The sequence below is a fragment of the Sorangium sp. So ce887 genome, assembly GCF_051521455.1.
Classification (GTDB): domain Bacteria; phylum Myxococcota_A; class Polyangia; order Polyangiales; family Polyangiaceae; genus Sorangium.
Genome location: NZ_CP150354.1, coordinates 7,716,304 through 7,735,934, shown reverse-complemented (window position 1 = coordinate 7,735,934; position 19,631 = coordinate 7,716,304). Strand labels below are relative to the sequence as shown.

The window sequence follows — 19,631 nt, the reverse complement described above, 5'->3', positions numbered from 1 at the left end:
CTCCCAGCCTCGAACCGCCCTCAGGAGTCGCGGCGTAGCGTGAGCGGAGGCGGAGTGTCGGCTGCTCCCGCAGCGCGGCGGCGGAACAGCGCCACGCGTGCCAGGAGCAGCGTGGTCACAGGGACCGTGATGGAGAGCGTGATGATGATGAGCCACGGGTGCAGCACGAGCTGGGACTCGATCATCGAGAAGTAGAGGATGCTCGCCAGCGTCACGCACCAGCTGCCGAAGGTGTACGCCAGCGCAGGGGGATGCATGCGCAGGAAGAAGTCTGGCAGGCGTAGGAACCCGAACGCGGAGATGACCACGAACAGGCCGCTCAACACGAGCAACGCAGCGACCGCCGCCTCGACCCAGAGGGGAAGCTGGTTCATTCAATCACCTCCCCGCGCAGGATGAACTTCGCCATCGCGGATGAGCTCACGAAGCTGAAGAGTGCGATCAACAACGCGGCTTCGAAGTACGTGTCGCTCCGGTGACGAATACCGAGCACCAGCATGACCAGCATCGCGTGGAAGTAGAGCAAGTCGAGCGCGAACACGCGATCCTGCGCCCGCGGCCCCCGGATCAACCTGATGACCACCAGGACCGACGCGACGGCGTAGCAGCCGAGCGCGAAGGCAATTGCGCCGGACAGAAGTGCGCTCATTCGAAGATCTCCCTGAGAGGCTCCTCGTAGCGAGCCTTGAAACGGGCGACGAAGGCGCCTTCATCACCGACATTCCACACGTGCAGCAAGAGCGCGCTGCGATCGAGCGCGAGCTCCGACCACACGGTGCCCGGAACCACGGTCGTCACCATGGATAACGCGGCCAGCCCGAGGGGGTCGCGCAGATCGAGGGGCACGATCACGAACTTCGACCGCGGTCGCCGCCATCGCCATCTGACCACGTCCCAGGCGACTTCGAAGTTCGAGAGCAAGACGTCGTAGCCGACCCTCAGGATGAAGCGCACGACGACCAGCGGTCGCCGCACCCGGACATTCGTCAGTCGCAGGGTCGAGGTGAGGAGCGGCACCGCCAGCGCGAGCCCTAGCCCCAGGACGATCTGGCCCACGCTCGTGGAGCGCGCGAGCGCCAGCCACAACGCGAACAGAGCGGCGGACAGCAGCGGCGCGAGCACGAGCTTCCCGAGGAAGGTCACGGCGCCTCCTCCTCTTCGATCACGGGACGCGTCGGTCCCGGACGAGGCCTCATCGACAAGACGGCCTCGATGTACGCCTTCGGCGAGTGCAATCCCGCGGCTGTCGCGCTCGTGGTGCGCAGGACCGGCTCAGCGAACAGCGTGAGCAAGGTGCAGCAGAGGATGAGGCCGAGGAGGGAGGCGGCCTCGACGGCCTTCAAGCGGGGCGGGAGCCGCCCACCCGACGACCAGAAGTATCGAATGCCCGCCCTCGCGAGGGAGATGGTGGCCGCGAGCCCCGAGAGGAGCAGCAGCCCAAAGAAGATCCACGCGGCGGGCGGGACGGGGGCGCCGGTGCTCGCGGGGTCGCCCCCTCGGGGCGACAGGAGGGCGGTCAGCAACGAGATCTTCGCGACGAAACCCGAGAGCGGCGGCAGCCCTGCGACGAGCAGCGCGCAGACCATGAACGCCAGGCCGAGCAGCGCGATGGACACCGGAAACGCTCGGGCGACGAGCGGCGCCTCCTCGTCATCGAGGTTTGTGTCCTCGCCCGGCTCCACGTCGAGGTCCGGCACCCGCTGTCCATCGGAGCCGATGCGCTCCACCAGCTCGACGAGGAGGAAGAGGGCGCTCACCGCCAGCGTGGCGCTCAGCATGTAGAACAGCGCCGCCGACGTCACCGCGGGGGTCCCCGTCCCGAGTGACGCGAGGAGCGTCCCCGACGACACGATCACCGAGAAGCCCGCGATGTGCCCGAGGGACATGGAGGCCATGAGGCCGATCGCGCCGAAGGCGATGGTCGCGAGCCCTGCGTAGAGCAGGACTGTCCCCCCGAACTGCGCTGAAGCGCCCGCGGAGAAGAACAGCGTCCACGAGCGCATGAGCACGTAGATGCCCACCTTGGTCATCAGCGCGAAGAGCGCCGCGACAGGCGCGCTCGTGGCCGAGTAGGCCGGCACCAGCCAGGCGTTGAGGGGCCAGATCGCCGCCTTGATGAGGAACGCCACGGCGAGGACCGCCGCGCCTGCGTGCAAGAGCCCGCGATCGCGCGCCGGGACGAGCGCGAGCTTCTCGGCGATGTCGGCCATGGAGAGCGTGCCCATGACGCCGTAGAGCACCGCCAGGCCAACGAGGAAGAGCGACGACGCGAGCAGGTTCACCGCGATGTAGTGGAGCCCCGAGCGCACCCGCGGCCACCCGGATCCATGAAGATGCAGGCCATACGACGCCGCGAGCATCACCTCGAAGAACACGAAGAGGTTGAAGAGGTCTCCCGTGAGAAAGGCGCCGTTGAGCCCCATCAATTGAATCTGGAAGAGCGCATGGAAGTACGCGCCCGCGCGACCCCACGCGGCTTCGGCGTAGAGGGCGGCGCAGAGGCTCACCACACCGACCAGCACCAGCATGAGCGCAGAGAGCCGGTCCGCGACGAGCACGATCCCGAAAGGCGCCTCCCAGTTCGACATGAGAACCACCCGGGCGGCGCCGGACGAACCGCCAGCGTCGGCGCCGCGCATGATCTCCAGCGCCACGAGGAGGCCTGCCAAGGCCGCGCCGACGTTGGCGATCGACTTGGCGCGCTTGCGCTTCTGACCGAGCAGGAGCAACAGGGCCGCCGTCATCAGCGGCAGCACGACGGGCGCGACGATGAGGTGCGGGAAGCGCTCGATCATGGCTCCTCCCTCGTTCCATCCACGTGGTCGGTGCCGCTGAAGCCGCGCGAAGCGAGGAGCACGACGAGGAAGAGCGCCGTGGTCGCGAAGCCGATCACGATGGCCGTGAGCACGAGGGACTGCGGCATCGGATCCGTGTAGTGCTGAAGATCGGCAGGCACGCCAGGTCGCACGAGCGGTGGCTTGTCGATGAAGATGCTCCCCATGCTGAAGATGAAGAGGTTCACCGCGTAAGAGAGCAACGTGAGCCCCATGATCACCTGGAAGGTTCGTGGACGCAGCACGAGCCAGATCCCGGATCCGCCGAGCACACCGATGACGAGCGCGAGCAGGGCTTCCATCTAGCTCGTGCCCTTGCTCGTCGACGACGCCGGGCTCTGTGTTGGTCGCCGGTGTGCACGCAGCGACTGGTGAGCGAGCGCCGTGAGGGTGAGGAGCGTCGCTCCCACGACGACCGCAAACACGCCGAGGTCGAAGAAGGTGGCGCTCGGCAGGTGCACTTCGCCGACCAGCGGCAGCCTGACATGCGCGGTGTGCGTCGTAAGAAAGGGATAGCCGACGGCGAGCGCGCCAAGGCCCGTGGTCGCCCCGAGCAGCAGTCCAACGGCGATCCAGCGCACCGGACGGAGGCGCGCGCGCGCCTCCAGCCAGAGCGCCCCCGAGACCATGTACTGCATGAGCATCGCGATCGCGACGACGAGGCCGGCCACGAAGCCGCCGCCTGGCTCGTTGTGCCCACGAAGAAGGAAGTGCGCCGCGACGAGGACGGAGACCGGCAGGAGCAGGCGCGCGATGACCGCCGGCACCATCATGTATCCGCGCGCGGCGTCCTCGGCCGTGCGCGGCTTCACGAGGTCGGTGACGACGTCGGCCGGAAAAGCTCTCTGTTGGTGGGGCTGCTCGATGCTCTCCGGGGGCGGTCGAAAGCGGCGCAGGAGGGCGTAGACCGTGAGCGCCACCGCGCCGAGGACCGTGATCTCACCGAGCGTGTCGAAGGCGCGAAAGTCGACGAGCATGACGTTGACGACGTTGGCGCCTCCTCCCTCCGGCAGCGCGCGGCTGAGGAAGAACGGTGAGATGCTGTGCGGCGCCGGCCGGGTCAGCATGGCATAGGAGAGCGCGGCGAGGCCGCTGCCGGCGCCGATCGCGAGCAGCAGATCGCGCCCGCGCCGCATCCTGTCGCGGGCCGTGACAGGCCTCGAGATCCCTTCGATGCGCATCGGCAACCAGCGCAGCCCGAGCAGGAGCAGGATGGTGGTGATGACCTCCACGACGATCTGTGTGAGGGCAAGGTCGGGCGCCGAGAACCACATGAACGTCAGGCAGGTGACGAGGCCCGCGCCGCCCATCAAGGTGATCGCGATCAGCCTGTGGAACTTTGCCATCACGGCAGCGCCGACCGCGCAGACCGCGCCGATGACCCACAAGAGCACGAACGCAGGCGACGCGGGGAGCCGGTCCCGGTCGCCCCACTCCAGCGGGACGCCCCGCGCCGCGAGGAGCGCGAGGAGGAGCGCAACCGCGATGATCGCGAACATCTGCGTCTGAAGTCGTCGAGTTCCGACGAGCCGAAGCACCCTTCGCGAGAGGCGCGTGAGCCCGATCAGCGCGCTCTCGAACAGCCGCCTTGCGTTGAGCCGTCCGACGAAGGGCGCATCCTGGAGTCGCCCCTGCTCCTGATGCTTGCGCAACCAGAGGTACCCAACGACGCCGCCTGAGATGGCGACGAGGCTCATGACGAAAGGCGGGTTGAATCCGTGCCATATGGTGAGGCTGTACTCGGGGAGCGTCCCACCGACCACGGGGCGGGCTGCCGCCGCGAGCGATGGCCCGATGGAGATCGTCGGCGCGACGCCGACGATGAGGCAACTGAGCACCAGGAGCTCGATCGGTGTCCGCATCCACCGCGGGGCTTCTTCCGGCTGGCGAGGGAGATCGGTCGACGGCGGTCCGAAGAAGATGTCGTAGCCAAAGCGCAGCGAGTACACGACCGCGAAGATCGCCGCGATCGTCGCCACCACCGGGAGCATCACCTCCACCGAGGGGTGCGCGGAAAAGAACATCGTCTCGGCGAAGAACATCTCCTTCGACAGGAAGCCGTTGAGCAGCGGCACGCCGGCCATCGCGCCGCTCGCCACGAGCGCCAGCGCGCCGGTGCGAGGCATGGAACGAATCAGGCCATTCAAGCGACGGATGTCGCGCGTCCCGGTCTCGTGGTCGACGACGCCCGCGGCCATGAACAGCGAGGCCTTGAACGTCGCATGGTTCATGATGTGGAACACGCCGGCGACGGCGGCGAGCGAGCTGTTGAGCCCGAAGAGGAGCGTGATGAGGCCGAGGTGGCTGATGGTCGAATAGGCGAGCACGCGCTTCAGATCGTGCTGGAACATCGCGATGTACGCGCCGAGCAGGAGCGTCGTCATGCCCGCGCCGCTGACGATCCAGAACCACAGCTCGGTCCCCGACAGCACCGGCCAGAGCCGCGCGAGCAGGAATACGCCCGCCTTCACCATGGTCGCCGAGTGCAGGTAGGCGGACACCGGCGTCGGCGCGGCCATCGCCCGCGGCAGCCAGAAGTGAAACGGGAATTGAGCGCTCTTGGTGAGCGCACCCAGCAAGATGAGGACGAGCGCGGCTGGGTAGAGCGGGTGTGCCCGCACGCGGTCGCCCGAGGCGAGGGCCACATCGAGCTCGTAGCTGCCGATGATGTGGCCGAGGATAATCACGCCTCCGAGGAGCGCGAGCCCGCCCGCGCCGGTCACGGTGAGCGCCATGCGCGCGCCCCGCTGCGCGTCCACCCGGTGATGCCAGTAGCCGATGAGCAGGAACGAAACGAGGCTCGTGAGCTCCCAGAAGACGACGAGCTGAACGAGGTTGCCCGAGAGCACGACGCCCAGCATTGCGCCCATGAACGCGAGGAGGAACGCGTACAGGCGCGCCACCGGATCCTCGGGGGACATGTAGTAGCGCGCGTAAAGACAGACGAGGGCGCCGATGACGGTGATGAGCACGGCGAACATCCACGCGAACCCGTCGAGCCGAAGGACCAGATCGAGACCGAGCGAGGGCACCCACGAGATCGTCTCGCGGATCACGCCCCCGTCGCGTACCCGCGGGAACAGGCTGATGACCCAGACCGCCGCGCCGGCCGACACGAACCCTGCGCAAGCCGCAAGCTCAGACCGTGCCCGCGTCGGCAGGAGCGCGGTGAGCACGCTCCCGAGAAATGGCAAGAGGAGCAGGGCGGCCAGAGGCATGGCGCGCGAGTGTACTTGCTGACCGCGCGGGTTTCAGCCAAAAGGTGGGAGGGGTCGCAGCGTTCGCGACACCGACGACAAGAGCTCTCAAGCGGAAGACGCCGTGAGCTCGAACAGGATATCCCGCGGTTCTCAACCTGCCGTGCGACCTCGTCGGCCCGGGGCCGGAGGTCGCGCCGCCGCGCCCGCTACGTCTTCGCCGCGCCCTTCAGCCGCGCCTTGAGCTTCGCGGCGTACCCTTCCTTGTTCTCCTGCTTCACCCGGCCGATCGCCAGCGCGTCGTCCGGCACGTCGCGGGTCACGGTCGTGCCCGTCGCCACGTAGGCGCCCGCGCCGATCTTCACCGGCGCCACGATCTGCGAGTCGCTGCCGATGAAGGCGCCGGGGCCGATCTCGGTCCGGTGCTTCCGGAAGCCGTCGTAGTTGCAGAAGATCGTCCCGGCGCCGACGTTGGCGCCCTCGCCGATGTCGCCGTCGCCGAGGTAGGCGAGGTGGTTCGCCTTCGCGCCCTTGCGGACCACCGTCTTCTTCGTCTCGACGAAGTTGCCGATGTGCGCGTCGGCCTCGATCTGGCTGTCCGGGCGGAGGTGCGAGAACGGCCCGATCTGCGCGCCGGCGCCGATCGACGACTGCGAGGCCACGGTGTACGGCTTCACCGTGGCGCCCGCCTCGACGACCACGTCCGTGAGGACCGAGCCCACGTCGATGCGCGCGCCCGCGCCGATCCGCGTCTGCCCCCGCAGCACCGCCGCGTGCTCGATCACCGCGTCCGGCTCGACGGCCACGCCGGCGTCGACGCGGGCGCTCGTCCGGATGGTGACGCCGCTCCGGCGCAGCCGGTCGGCGATGCGGCCGTAGAGCACCTCCTCGGCGGCGGCGAGCTGCGCGCGGTCGTTGATGCCCACGAGCGAGCCGGCGTCCCGCGCCACGACCACCGCGGCGCCGCCGGCCTTCGCGGCCTGCGCGACGATGTCGGTCAGGTAGAGCTCGCCCTGCGCGTTGTCCGTCGTCAGCCCGGCCAGCGCGCGCTCGAGGAAGGCGCCGCGGGCGAGGTACACGCCGGGGTTGATCTCGGTGATCGCGCGCTCCTCGGGGCTCGCGTCCTTGTGCTCGCGGATGCCGATCACGCGGCCCGCGCCGTCGCGCAGGATCCGGCCGTAGCCCGCCGGATCGGCGACCTGCGCGGTGAGCATCGCCATCGGCGCGTCGCGCGCGCCGTCGAGCGCCCCGCGGAGCTGCGTGAGCTGCTCCGGATCGAGCAGCGGCGTGTCGCCGCACAGGATCAGCACCGCCTCGGCGGTCGCCTTGAGGTGCGGCATGGCGCAGCGCACCGCGTCGCCCGTGCCGCGCTGCTCGGCCTGGAGCGCGGTGCGGACGTTCTTGCCCTGGGCGCCGAACGCCCTGTCGAGGTAGCCGGAGACCTCGTCGCGGCCGTGGCCCACGACGACCACGACGTCCGAGGCGCCGGCGGCCAGGGCCGCGTCGACGACGTGGTGGATCATCGGCCGGCCGCAGAGCTCGTGGAGCACCTTCGGTCGGGCGCTCTTCATCCGAGTCCCTTGTCCGGCAGCGAGCACGACAGCGGTGAGCGGGGTGGGTTGGGCGGTCGCCATCGCCCCGCAGCCTATCACCCTCCGCCCCGCCGCCGTCCCTGTCGCCGCGCAGTGAGCCTGGAGAATGCGCGCTGTGTCACCGCCGCCCTCACCGACAGGCACGAAGTCCTACGCACCTGGAGCGGAATCGTCTACCTTGGAGGTGTCTCGGGGAGGTTGTCGTCCATGCGCAGACGAACGCTGCGTTCCTCGGCCGCTTGTGTGCTTCGGCTGGCCGCGCTCGTCGCGTCCGGCGCTGCGGTCGCTTCATGTCATGAGCCGCTCGACACGACGCGGAGGGCGCCTCCCACGGTGGCGGTGGGCCACGGGCTGGGCGACGACGTCTTCGGCATGCTCTGCGACCGCGTGGGCGCGTCGAGCCTTGTCGAGGACCCCACAGGCGCCTCGTACCAGCGTGTCTGTCACTACGACCGCGAGGGCCGGTACGAGGACGAGGTCGACGTCTCCCTGCTGCCGCCCGTCTCCGGCGAGCGGGCGGAGCGGGCGCGCAGGCTCGGCGTGGCCAAGGTGGAGGCCATGGCGCGGTGGCGCGGCGACCTCGTGCGCGCCGTCAACGCCGCGGTGCCGGACGTCGCGATCGACAACCTCGCGCCCGGCGAAGGGGGCGGCGAGATCCGGCTGCACGACGCCTTCCTGAGCCTGTCGCACACGATCGCGCCGCTCTACGAGACGAACCCGTTCGACCCGAGTCCCGGGGCCGAGCCGGTCCTGCCGGCTTCGACGCGGGGGCTCGGGCGGCTCCTGGACGCGCTCCTCCACGGCAGCGAGGAGAACGCGGCCCGGGACGAGGGGGAGAAGAAGACGCAGCGAGAGCGGGCGCCGATCGACTGCGACCGGGCCGAGGAGGGGGCGGAGCTCGTCTGCGCCCTCTCCAGGATCTGGGGGCGGCAGGGCTACCGGTCGGCGGCGGTGGGGCTCGGCGCGGTGCGCGCGGCGCTCGCGTACCCCGGCCTGCGCCCGATGACCGTGGCGGCGCTCGACACGATCGGCCCCGGCGGCCCGGGGGCGCCCGCGCTCCAGGCGCTCTTCGCGGCCGGCAAGCAGGAGCTCGGCGCGCTCTCGCCGGAGGAGCGGGCGCCGCTCTCGGTCGACGCGCCCACCGCGCAGCCGAGCCGCCCGCGCACGCTCGTGGAGCTCGCGCAGGCGGCGCTGCTCGCCGAGCACGACGCGTTCGCCTCGCCGCCGTCGAGCTTCATCGCCCGCCGCGACGGGCGCGGGTGGGTCCTCCCCCAGGGCGACGGGGTCCCCGCGCCGTTCGCCGACGCCGACCGCGACGGGCTCGCCGACGTCGACGCGTCCGGCAGGTTCGTGGATGAGCGCCGCGCGCCGCTCGCGATCGACCCGCCGTTCGCCGTCCCCGGGGTCACCTCGCCGCCGCGGGACGACTTCGGGCGCCTGTCGCCGGAGCTCTACGCCTACGTCGACACCTCCGAGACGCTCCTCGGCGCGGCGCTGCGGGCGATCGTGCCGCTCGTCGACGGGACCCGGTACGCGGGCAAGGACGACCTCGAGCCGTGGAAGACCGAGCACGAAGGCCTCATGTACGCCCTCGCCGGCGCGTACCTGCTCTTCGGCGACCGCGAGGAGGCCCGCTACGACTTCCGCAGCGACAGGATCGTGCCGGCGGGCGAGGCGTGCGACGGCTGCCTTGTCTACCGCCGCTTCCGCGGCGAGGACTCGCCGCTCGCCGACCTCGCGCACGCGCTCGGCCAGGTGCTCGCCGACAAGGACTCGGACGTCCTCCTCCTCACGCTGATCGATCTGCTCGAGAACCACGAGGCGGAGCTCGCCCGCATGACCGGCGCGGCGCTGCGCATCCGCGATCTCGCCCGCGAGCACGACCGGCTGGCCGCCGAGGGCGCGGAGGCGCTCGCGCAGATCGACGGCGAGGCGCCGCTCTGGGACGAGCTGGCGGCGGTGCTCGACCGGGCCGTCGCGCAGCCGGGGCTCGTGGCGCGCCTGATGGAGGCGCTCGCGAGCGACGCGCTCCTCGCCCCGCACGGCAGCGCGCAGCACGCGGGCGACGCGATCGCGACGATGCTCCGGAGCCGCGATCAGTACGCGTACGACCCGGAGGTCCTGAACGGCCCGGCGATCAACCTCACGGTCGGGGCGCCCTCGACGGCCGACCCGCGCACGCCGGTGGACCCGACGAAGCCCAGGGTCGGCGACAACCGCTCGGCCATGGAGCGGCTGATGCACCTCATGCACGACACCGCCGGCGTCCGGCAGTGCAACAAGGAGGGCGCCACGGTGAGCGCCTTCGAGGTCACGGTGCCCTTCCTCGAGTTCGACGAGTGCGAGCTGTTCCAGATCGACAACCTGGCGGCCTTCTACCTCGACTCCCTCCTCCCCGAGGCGCACCCGAAGCGGGCCGAGCTCGACGTCAAACCCGCCGCCCTCGATCTCGTCGTGACCGACTCCGTGCTGGAGCTGTCCAGCGACATCGACGGCCTGACGGGGCACCCCACGCCGGCCGCGCTCAGCCGGCTCATCTACTTCGGGGCCGACTCGGACAGGTTCCCGGGGCTTGTCGATCTCGACCCGCTGCGGGACCTGACGAACTCGACGACGAACCTGTTCATCTCGGGGACGCTCGAGCCGGCCGGCACGATCCACTGCCCGAAGAACGCGCTGGGCGTGAACGCGTGCAGCTCCCCGGAGAACCTGATCCGGATCCGCCACCCGGGGACGACCTTCCTCATCGAGCGCCTCGGGCTCGGCGCGTACCTGAGCCCCATCGTGGCGGCGTTCGCCGACGTCGCCCCGGATTCTACCGGGGAGGAGATCCTGATCGATCTCTTCAGCACGGCGTACCGGCACTGGCCCGGCAAGGAGCACGGGCCGGAATGCATCAAGGCCGGCTCACCGGCGACAAACACCGCGTACTGCTCGGAGGCGGGGGCGAACAGCTACGAGCCGCTCATGGCCGACGCGCTCCAGGCCGAGGACGTCATGGCGTCCTCGGTGGCGTTCGCCGGAATGCTGATCGACCCGTCGGCCCCGGTGACGGTGCAGCGCGGCCCCGGGGCCGAGCAGACCTGGACGAAGGCGCAGGCGATCGAGAAGCTCGCGCGGATCTTCTTCAGCACCCGCCACGCGGCCAGCGTGGACATGGTCGACCGCTGGGGAAAGAAAAGTGCGACGTGGGCCGACGGCCGGACCCAGGACCAGCTCACCGCGTTCACCCTCCTCGCCGACGCGCTGAACGGGATCGACGCGCGCTTCGAGCAGAGCGCAGCGCCCGACGCGATGGCGCGAAAGGGCCAGTGGAAGCGCGCCACCGACGAGCTCGTCGACGCGCTCCTCGCGGTCGAGCGGTCAGGGCCGGAGACCCGGTTCAAGAACCGCGCGCTCCCGAGGATGGGCGCCCTCGTGCTGCGCGTCCTCCGCGAGCAGCTGAACGCGCACTGCCCCGATCGCGAGACGACCGGGCGGTGCGTCTGGGCGCAGAAGGAGCTCGGCAGGAAGGTGAGCGACCTGGTGAGCCACCCGCTGTTCGCCGCCGCGGCCGACGTCTCGGAGGCGGTCCGCGCCCACGAGCCGGCTCGCCGGGAGCTCGAGCGGTTCCTCACCTACCTGCTCGACGAAGGCGCCGGCGGCGCCACGCTCCGCGCGCTGCTGGCGACGCTGGCCGACGCGCTCCAGCTGCTCGGCGACGAGGACACGCTGCTCCCGGCCCTGAAGGCCGCGTCGACCGCGCTGACCCCGGAGGGCGACCCCGGCGGCCCGGGCGCGGCCGACACGGGGCTCAAGGCGCTCAGGGCGCTCAACGACGATCGGTACGACAGGTATCACGCGATGGATCACATCCTCCCGGCGCTCGTGACGCCGATGGACGACGGCCGCGCGCCGCTCGAGGTGTTCCTCGACGCGTTCGCGGACGTGCACCGCGTCGAGGCCGCGAGCGGCGAGCCGCTGATGGCGGAGGACTACCGGCAGGTGCTTCTCACGGCCAGGGACTTCCTGACCGACGAGACCCGCGGGCTCGAGCAGCTCTACACCATCCTCAAGAAGCGGCCTCGCGAGTGACCCGCGTCCACACGCCCACGATCCGCGCCGCGCTCCTCGCGGCGTCCGCCGCGGGCGCGCTCGCCCTGCTCCCGGGCGACGCCGGCGCGGCCGGGCTGTACTTCACCGATCGCGGCGTCCGGCCGTCGTCGCGCGGCGGGGCGTACATCGCCGGCGGCGATGATCTCGGGGCGATCGCCTACAACCCCGCGGGCGTCTACGAGGCGGGCACCCAGGTCCTGCTCGACGTCGGGCTGTTCGAGTGGCGCAGCGAGCACACGCGCCAGGCGATCGTGCGGCAGGTCGATCCGAACACCGGCGAGCCGACGGGCGCGAGCTTCGTGCAGACGATGGAGCCCGTGACAGGCAGCGCGCCGGTGCTGCCGATCCCCACGCTCGCGGCGTCGTTCCGGGTCGACCCGCGATGGGTCGTCTGGGGCGGGATGTGGGCGCCGTACGCGGCCCTCTCCAGCTACCCGGAGCAGGTGAAGGGCATGCCGGCGCCGCAGCGGTACGCGCTGTTCACCCTCGAGGGCTCGGCGCTCGCGTTCCTCGGGGCCGGCGCGGCGTACGCGCCGTCGCCCGAGTGGCGCCTCGGCGCCGCGCTCGGCGCGCTGGTCGGCTCGCTCAACAGCCGGATGGTGGTCTCCGGGTGCGTCCCGGAGCGGATGTTCTGCGCGCCCGAGGATCCGGACTGGGACATCCACTCCGAGCTCACCGTCGGGCCCATCGTGGCGCCGACGGGCCAGCTCGGGGCGCTCTTCCTCCCGACCCCGCGATGGCGCATCGGCCTGGCCTTCCAGCTGCCCGTCTGGGTGCGCGCGCCGGCCACCTTCAGGGCGCGGCTCCCCGCGGCGCCCGTCTTCGAGCGGGCGGTCCAGGAGGGCGAGGACGCCGACATCTCGTTCGATCTGCCCTGGATCCTCCGCGCCGGCGTGGAGGCGCGGCTCGTGGACGACCTGCGCGTGGAGCTCGGGCTCGGCGTCGAGGGCTGGGGCATGCACGACGACATCCGCGTCGAGCCCGACGGGGTGGTGCTTCGGAACGTCGCCGGCTTCCCCGAGGCGTTCCGCGTGCCCCCGGTCGTGGTCCCCCGGCGGTTCGAGAGCTCGCTCTCGGCGAGGCTCGGCGGCGAGTATTCCTTCGAGCTCGCGGGCAGGCGGTGGGCGCTGCGCGCCGGCGTGAGCCTCGAGCAGAGCGCCGTCCCGCCCGAGTACCTCTCGGTCCTCACGATCGACGCGACGAAGCTGACGACGGCGGCCGGCCTCGGCGTGCACCTCGGGAGGTGGCGCCTCGACGCGAGCTACGCGCACGCCTTTGCCGCGGACGTGAGGGTCGATCCGAGGGAAGCGCGGCTCCCGCAGGTGAGCCCGGTGCAGGGCAATCCGCCCGAGAACCCGAACACCATCAACGGGGGCGCCTACAGCGCCCGCGCGAACGTCGTGGGGCTCGGCGTCGCCTACACCTTCGACGACGCGGCGAGCGATCCGGAGGTGCTGCGCTGACAGGTCGGAGAGACGCGCAGGCGAGCGGCGCTACTGGGCCCGCAGCTCGCGCAGGCGCTCGGTGAGCCGGGGGCCGTCGAGCCAGCTCAGGTCCTTGTCCACGCTCGTCTCGATGTGATTGCTGACCTGCTTGGTCACCGTGTTGCGGAGCAGGCCGAGGAAATGCGGCGGCGCGATGAGCACCAGCGAATCGTAGGCGTGCTCGTTGAGACCCTTCTCCAGCACCTCCGCGAGCTCCTGGGCGAACTTCTGCTTCTCGACCTCCTTGGGATCGGTGTCGGGCGCCGCGCCGGGCCGGCCGAGGTGCTGGCCGCCCGCGCCGCCGTTGAGGTTGCCGTTCCCGCCGGGGGTGCCGTTCGGCTTCCGGCCGTGCGCGTCTGCCATGAGATCCCGCACCCGCGCCCGGCTCTCCTCGTGACTGTAGGACTCGAGCAGGGTAAAGCCCTTGCCCGCAGGCTCTTCACGATAGAGCTGGGCACGGCTTGCGTCGGAGACCAGGATCCACGTCTTCCGTGCTGCCTTGTTTGCCATAAGCCTCCACAGGGAATCAACCCTTCCTTTTGTCTACGTTAAAGACCGACCCCGCGCATCGCAAGCGGCCGGAGAGCCCAAACCGGCGAGATTCGACCGGATTGCACGCCGCGACACCGGATCAAGCAGGCTCATCCACCTCGCGCAGCACGAATTCGAGGAGAACGGGAGACGGCGAGAGCCCATCAGGAAGTTGTTGAGGGATAAATACGGTCGTCGGTGTACGAGAGGGGGCCGCTCCTCGGCGTCCGCCCTCAATCGCCAGCGCGCGCTCGGCTCGGCGCGCCACCGCCCGCGCGCCTCAGCGGAACCGGTCGGTCGCCTCGACGAGCTCGTGCAGGATGCCGGGCTCCATCGCCGAGTGCCCCGCGTCCGCCACGATGCGCAGATCGGACTCGGGGAGCGCGCGGTGGAGCGCCCACGCGCTCTCCGCCGGACAGACGACATCGTAGCGGCCCTGCACGATGACCGTCGGGACATGGCGGATCCGGTGCGCGTCGTCGAGCAGCTGCGTCTCCGACGTGAAGAACCCCTTGTTCATGAAATAGTGGCACTCGATCCGGGCGAACGCGAGGGCGAACTGCTGTCCTGACGTCTTCGCGACGAGCTCCTGGTTCGTGAACAGGCAGCTCGTTCGCCCCTCCCAGACGCTCCACGCCCGCGCCGCCTGCTGCTGCACCTTGGGATCGGGGCTCGTGAGCCGCCGGTGGTAGGCCGTGAGCAGATTGCCCCGCTCGGCCTCGGGGATGAACCCGAGGTACTCCTCCCACGCGTCGGGGAAGATGGCGCTCGCGCCTCGCTGGTAGAACCAGTCGAGCTCCTGCTTCCGCAGGAGGAAGATGCCGCGCAGCACGAGCTCCGTCACCCGCTCCGGGTGCTTCTCGGCATAGGCCAGCGAGAGCGTGCTCCCCCACGAGCCGCCGAACACCTGCCAGCGCTCGATCCCGAGGTGCTCGCGGAGCGCCTCCATGTCCGCGACGAGGTGCCAGGTGGTGTTCTCCTCCAGGCTCGCGTACGGCGTGCTCCTTCCGCTGCCCCGCTGGTCGAAGAGCACGATCCGGTAGACGGCCGGGTCGAAGAAGCGCCGCTGCTTCGGCTCGGTGCCGCCCCCGGGGCCGCCATGCACGAAGATCACCGGCTTGCCGCGCGGATTGCCCGACTCCTCGAAATAGATCTCGTGAAGATCGGAGACGCGGAGCCTCCCGGCGCGGTACGGCTCGAGCTCGGGATACAGCGTTCGTCTCTGGGTGCCTGTCGTCGTCATGCCGCTCCCGTCCGTTGACCCGGCGTGAAGCCCGCGCCAGCGCGCGCCAGCCTACGCCAAGGCGCGCCGGGAGGGGAGAGGGCGTGGAGGAGAAAGGGAGGGGAACAGCAGGGGCGGCGGTGGCCACCGGCCGGGAGGCGCCGGCCGATCAGCCGGCCGGCGCGGCCTCGCGCGCCTCGGTCCTCGCCGCGCCGGTGTACAGCGCATCGAGCGCGGGCGCGTACTTCTGGAGCGCCACGCGCCGCTTCAGCTTCAGGGTCGGCGTGAGCATCCCGTTGTCCGCGGTGAAGTCCTCGGCCGAGAGGGCGATCTTCTTGATCTTCTCGAAGGACTTGAAATCCGTGGCGTACTTGTCGACCTCGGCCTGGAGGTGCGCGACCACCCGCGGGTGCTTCAGCATCGCGTCGGGCGACTCGAACGAGAGCCCCTGGGCCCGCGTCCACTCGGTGAGCGCCTCCATCTCGGGCACGATCAGCGCCACGTTGAAGGGGCGGTTGTCGCCGTAGATCATCGCGCCGTTGATCAGCGGAGACAGCTTGATCTTCTCCTCGAGCGGGGCCGGCGCGACGTACTTGCCGTTCTCCAGCTTGTACTGCTCCTTGATGCGGCCCGTGACGAAGAGATAGCCGTCGTCGTCGAGGTAGCCCAGATCGCCTGAGCGGAAGCCGCCGTCCTCGGTGAAGACGGCCTTGTTCTCCTCGTCGCGCTTGTAATAGCCCACCATGACGTTCGGGCCGTAGATGACGATCTCACCCTGCTTCGGATCGTGCGTCTCCGACTTGTCGATGACGACCCGCACCCCCGGGATCGCCTTGCCCACGCTGCCGAGGCGGCGGGCCCCCGGGTAGTTCACCGTGGCGACGGGCGACGTCTCGGTGAGGCCGTAGCCCTCGTAGACGGTGATGCCGAGCGCGTCGACGAACTCGGCCACCTGGTAGGAGAGCGCCGCCCCGCCGCTGATCGCGTACTTCAGCTTGCCGCCGAACTTGGCGCGGATCTTCGAGAAGATGACCCGGTCGGCCACCGCCAGCGTGAGCCGCTCGACGAGGCCGAGGGCCTCGCCCTTGTTCTGCTTCGTCGCGGCGCGCAGCCCGGCGCGGAACAGGCTCTGGATGAGCGCGGGCTTCTCCGTCATCTGCTTCTGCACGCCCTCGTAGATGCGGTTGAAGATCCGCGGGACGCTCATCAGCACGGAGGGGTGCACCTCGGCGAGGTTCGCGACGATCTTGTCGACGGACTCGCTCAGCGCCATCGACGCGCCGACCGTGATCATCAGGTGGAGCTCGCCGGTGTGGCCGAACGAGTGGGCCCACGGGAGGAACGACAGGCTCCGGTCGCCGCTGCCGAACGGGATGAGATCCAGCACGGCGCAGACGTTGGAGGCGATGTTGCCGTGCGAGAGGATCACCCCCTTGGGATTGCCTGTCGTGCCCGACGTGTAGATGAGGCACGCCGTGTCCTTCGACGTCGGCTGGATGGCCGGCGCCGGGCTCCCCTCGCCCGCGGCGAGGAGCTCCTTGTACGAGGTGGTCCGCGCGCCGGGGACGCCGTCTCCCGCGCCGCCGGGCTCGAACAGACAGACGAGGTGCTTCAGCGAGGGCGCCTTCTCGGGGAGATCCTTGCACTTGCCGTAGATCTGCGGCGTCGCGACGATCGCGGCCACGGCCTCGCAGTCGTTGATGATGAACGCCCACTCTCCCGGGAGCTGCGCCTCGTACATCGGCACGACGGCGACGCCCATGCTGAAGCAGGCATAGGCCGAGACCGCCCACTCCACACGGTTGTTGGAGATGAGGGCCACCCGATCGCCCCGCTGGACGCCGAGCGACGCCAGACCGCCGCGGAACTTGGCGACGAGCTGCCCGAACTCGGCATAGGTGATCCAGTCCCAGCGGCCCTCGGTCTTCGTACCGAAGATCGGCTGGGGGCCATGAAGCTTCAGCGAGCGATCGAGCAGTTCTACCAGGTTCTCCAGTTTCGCCATCGGCTCTCCTCCCGGCCCGATTTTTACCATGATAACGCGCCGGCTCTGCGTCCTTTCGGCGGCGCGCGATACTTGGGGTCACCGAGCCGGCGCCGCATCTGTCCCGCCCGTGCATGGCGTGCCGCGCGGGGAGGCGGCGTGCCGCGCGGGAGGCGGCGTACCGCGCGGGAGGCGGCGTGCCGCGCGGGAGGCGGCGTGCCGCGCGCCGGCTGCTGCGGCCCGTGGCGCGCCTCGCGCGCGAGGTGGCGGCCTCGGGCACCTTCTGTTAGAGGGTGCATCGCTTCAATGCCCCGGTATTCGATCACGACGTTCGGCTGTCAGATGAACGTGCACGACTCCGAGCGGATGCACGACGTGCTCCGCCGCGCCGGCTACACCGAGGCCGGCGGCCCCGAGGAGGCGGACGTGCTCGTGCTCAACACGTGCAGCGTGCGCGAGAAGGCCGAGCAGAAGCTGCGGAGCGAGGTGGGGCGGCTCGCGCGCTGGAAGCGGGAGCGCACCGACCGGGTGGTCGTCGTGGCCGGATGCGTGGCGCAGCAGGAGGGGGAGCGCCTCCTCAAGCAGATGCGGACGATCGACGTCGTGGTGGGGCCCGACAACATCCCGGAGCTGCCGGGCCTGCTCGGCGACCTCGCGCTCGGCGGGCTGCCGGTCGCGCGCACGGTGTTCGACCTCGACGCGCCCCGGTTCCTCGTGGCGTCGCCGTCGTCCTCGTCGCGCGCCGCGCCGACGGCGTTCGTGACCATCATGAAGGGCTGCGACGAGCGCTGCTCGTTCTGCATCGTCCCGCACACCCGGGGGCCGGAGCGCTACAGGTCGAGCGACGAGATCGTCGCCGAGATCGCGGGGCTCGTGGCCGCGGGGACGCGCGAGGTCACCCTCCTCGGCCAGACGGTGAACAGCTACCGCGATCCGCTCGGCGCGCTGCCGCGGGCCCCCGGCGCGAGCGCGGACGACCCGGACGAGAGCGAGTTCGCGGCGCTGCTCCGGCGCGTCGCGGCCGACGTCCCCGGCCTCGCGCGCCTGCGCTACACGAGCCCGCACCCGCGGCACCTCACGCCCTCGCTCGTCCTCGCCCACGCCGAGCTCCCCGTGCTGCCGCGCCACGTGCACATGCCGGTGCAGTCGGGCAGCGATCGGGTCCTCCGGCGGATGATCCGCCGCTACACGCGCGCCGAGTACGTCGCGAGGACGCGGGCGCTCGTGGAGGCGGTCCCGGGGCTGACGCTCTCGACCGACATCATCGTCGGCTTCTCGGGCGAGACGGAGGACGACTTCGCGGCGACGCTGTCGCTCGTGCGCGAGGTCGGGTTCAAGGGGCTGTTCGGCTTCAAGTACTCGCGCCGCCCGCACACCCCCGCGCTGAAGCTGCCGGACGACGTGCCCGAGGGCGTGAAGGGCGAGCGGCTCTCGCGCCTGTTCGAGGCGAGCGAGGCGCTGCTCGCCGCCCACCTGTCGGGCCTCGTGGGGACGACGCAGGCGGTGCTCGTCGAGGGGCGCGACAAGGAGCGCGGCGCGGGCGGCGCGCGCGGCCAGGGCGGCGCGCTCTGGTCGGGCCGGACGGGGCGCCACGAGATCGCGCACATCGAGGGCGCGGGGGAGCTCGATCTGCTCGGCGAGGTCGTCGAGGTCTCGATCGCGCGGGCGAACAAGCACTCGCTGCAGGCCGAGCTCACGGAGGCGGCGCGCGCCGCGGCCCGGCCGCGGCAGCGGGGCGGCGCGGAGCCGGGGCCGGCGCGGCGCTCGCTGCCGGTGGTCGCCGCCGAGGGGGGCTGACGTGGCGCTCGTCCTCGACTTCGGCGGGGCGTCGCCGCGGCTCGGGCGCGACGTGTTCCTCGCGCCGAACGCGACGGTGATCGGCGACGTGACGCTCGGCGACGAGGCGAGCGTGTGGTTCGGCGCGGTGCTGCGCGGGGACATCGGCGCGATCCGCATCGGCCCGCGGACCAACGTGCAGGACCTCGCGTGCCTGCACCTGACGAGCGGCGTCTCGGAGACGATCGTCGGCGCCGACGTGACCATCGGGCACGGCGCGATCCTGCACGGCTGCCGCGTCGGCGACGGGTGCCTGATCGGGATGGGGAGCATCCTGCTCGACAACGTCGTGATCGGCGAGGGCTCGGTGATCGCCGCGGGCGCGGTGGTGCCGCCGGGGAAGGTGATCCCGCCGCGGTCGCTGGTGCGCGGCAACCCGGCCCAGGTGATGGGCGAGGTGCGGCCGGACCAGGCCGAGCTCGGCAGGCTGGGCGCCGCGAGCTACGTGGAGAACGCGAGGCGCTTCCGGGCGGCGCTCGCCGCGGCGACCGCGGCCGGCGAGCCGGGGGCGGCGGCGGCGGCGAGGCGCGATGGCGGCGCGGTGGACGAGGTGAAGAGGTCATGAACATCACGGTGAACGGGGAAGCGCGCGAGGTGCCGGCGGCGGTCACGGTGCGGAGGCTCGTCGAGCTGCTCGGGCTGACCGAGGGGCCCGTGGCGGTCGAGCGCAACGGCGAGGTGGTGCCGCGGGCCGAGCACACGGCCGCCGAGCTCGTCGAGGGCGACGTGATCGAGATCGTGCACTTCGTCGGGGGCGGCTGAGGCCGCCCGGCTGGCAGCTCCGGAGCTCGACAGAGCCCTCGACGGCCTAGCGATCTTCCAGATCGTCCGCGATCCGGCTACCATGGCGAGCTGC

15 protein-coding genes are annotated in these 19,631 nt (G+C 70.9%); 5 read left to right on the top strand and 10 right to left on the bottom strand.

What is annotated here, in order from left to right; all coding sequences use genetic code 11:
• Nucleotides 1-20 precede the first annotated feature (20 nt).
• From WMF36_RS28615 to glmU, 7 genes are all read right to left on the bottom strand, one after another.
• Nucleotides 21-374 carry a Na+/H+ antiporter subunit G gene (locus tag WMF36_RS28615; protein ID WP_437573934.1) on the bottom strand — a complete coding sequence of 118 codons (354 nt, stop codon included), beginning with the start codon at nucleotides 372-374 and terminating at the stop codon, nucleotides 21-23.
• Complete coding sequence (locus WMF36_RS28610) at nucleotides 371-649, bottom strand: K+/H+ antiporter subunit F (protein ID WP_433927343.1); 279 nt, start codon at nucleotides 647-649, stop codon at nucleotides 371-373. Before WMF36_RS28610 ends, WMF36_RS28615 begins: the two co-directional genes overlap by 4 nt.
• Nucleotides 646-1,143, bottom strand: coding sequence for a Na+/H+ antiporter subunit E (locus WMF36_RS28605; RefSeq protein ID WP_437573933.1), 498 nt, complete (start codon nucleotides 1,141-1,143; stop codon nucleotides 646-648). Before WMF36_RS28605 ends, WMF36_RS28610 begins: the two co-directional genes overlap by 4 nt.
• Complete coding sequence (locus WMF36_RS28600; protein WP_437573932.1) at nucleotides 1,140-2,795, bottom strand: monovalent cation/H+ antiporter subunit D; 1,656 nt, start codon at nucleotides 2,793-2,795, stop codon at nucleotides 1,140-1,142. Before WMF36_RS28600 ends, WMF36_RS28605 begins: the two co-directional genes overlap by 4 nt.
• The gene (locus WMF36_RS28595) at nucleotides 2,792-3,136 is read right to left on the bottom strand and encodes a Na+/H+ antiporter subunit C (RefSeq protein WP_433927340.1); all 345 of its coding nucleotides are present in this window, start codon (nucleotides 3,134-3,136) and stop codon (nucleotides 2,792-2,794) included. The genes WMF36_RS28600 and WMF36_RS28595 overlap by 4 nt, the downstream gene beginning before the upstream one ends.
• Entirely contained in the window at nucleotides 3,137-6,052 is a 2,916-nt protein-coding gene (locus tag WMF36_RS28590) for a monovalent cation/H+ antiporter subunit A (RefSeq protein WP_437573931.1), read from the bottom strand. It lies immediately after the preceding gene.
• A gap of 188 nt (nucleotides 6,053-6,240) precedes the next feature.
• The gene (glmU, locus tag WMF36_RS28585; protein WP_437573930.1) at nucleotides 6,241-7,665 is read right to left on the bottom strand and encodes a bifunctional UDP-N-acetylglucosamine diphosphorylase/glucosamine-1-phosphate N-acetyltransferase GlmU; all 1,425 of its coding nucleotides are present in this window, start codon (nucleotides 7,663-7,665) and stop codon (nucleotides 6,241-6,243) included.
• Between the two features lie 165 nt (nucleotides 7,666-7,830).
• Between glmU and WMF36_RS28580 the strand changes: the two genes are divergently transcribed.
• Nucleotides 7,831-11,697, top strand: coding sequence for a hypothetical protein (locus WMF36_RS28580; RefSeq protein ID WP_437573929.1), 3,867 nt, complete (start codon nucleotides 7,831-7,833; stop codon nucleotides 11,695-11,697).
• Nucleotides 11,694-13,181 (top strand): OmpP1/FadL family transporter, encoded by a 1,488-nt coding sequence (locus tag WMF36_RS28575; RefSeq protein WP_437573928.1) that lies wholly within the window; start codon nucleotides 11,694-11,696, stop codon nucleotides 13,179-13,181. Before WMF36_RS28580 ends, WMF36_RS28575 begins: the two co-directional genes overlap by 4 nt.
• Nucleotides 13,182-13,211: 30 nt before the next feature.
• On the opposite strand, the gene WMF36_RS28570 is transcribed toward WMF36_RS28575, so the two are convergent.
• The 3 genes from WMF36_RS28570 to WMF36_RS28560 all read right to left on the bottom strand — a co-directional run bounded on the left by WMF36_RS28570 (nucleotide 13,212) and on the right by WMF36_RS28560 (nucleotide 16,960).
• Nucleotides 13,212-13,712 (bottom strand): host attachment protein, encoded by a 501-nt coding sequence (locus tag WMF36_RS28570; RefSeq protein ID WP_437573927.1) that lies wholly within the window; start codon nucleotides 13,710-13,712, stop codon nucleotides 13,212-13,214.
• A 301-nt stretch (nucleotides 13,713-14,013) separates the two neighbouring features.
• On the bottom strand, nucleotides 14,014-14,976 hold the full coding sequence (gene pip / locus WMF36_RS28565; protein ID WP_437573926.1) for a prolyl aminopeptidase: 963 nt from the start codon (nucleotides 14,974-14,976) through the stop codon (nucleotides 14,014-14,016).
• Between the two features lie 148 nt (nucleotides 14,977-15,124).
• On the bottom strand, nucleotides 15,125-16,960 hold the full coding sequence (locus WMF36_RS28560; protein ID WP_437573925.1) for an AMP-dependent synthetase/ligase: 1,836 nt from the start codon (nucleotides 16,958-16,960) through the stop codon (nucleotides 15,125-15,127).
• A 285-nt stretch (nucleotides 16,961-17,245) separates the two neighbouring features.
• Between WMF36_RS28560 and miaB the strand changes: the two genes are divergently transcribed.
• Genes miaB through thiS form a run of 3 tightly spaced genes read left to right on the top strand, consistent with a single transcriptional unit; the run spans nucleotide 17,246 to nucleotide 19,537 of the window.
• On the top strand, nucleotides 17,246-18,736 hold the full coding sequence (gene miaB / locus WMF36_RS28555) for a tRNA (N6-isopentenyl adenosine(37)-C2)-methylthiotransferase MiaB (RefSeq protein ID WP_437573924.1): 1,491 nt from the start codon (nucleotides 17,246-17,248) through the stop codon (nucleotides 18,734-18,736).
• 1 nt (nucleotide 18,737) lies between these two features.
• Nucleotides 18,738-19,340, top strand: a complete 603-nt coding sequence (locus tag WMF36_RS28550) for a gamma carbonic anhydrase family protein (protein ID WP_437573923.1) — start codon at nucleotides 18,738-18,740, stop codon at nucleotides 19,338-19,340.
• Entirely contained in the window at nucleotides 19,337-19,537 is a 201-nt protein-coding gene (gene thiS / locus WMF36_RS28545; RefSeq protein ID WP_437573922.1) for a sulfur carrier protein ThiS, read from the top strand. The genes WMF36_RS28550 and thiS overlap by 4 nt, the downstream gene beginning before the upstream one ends.
• Nucleotides 19,538-19,631 lie beyond the last annotated feature (94 nt).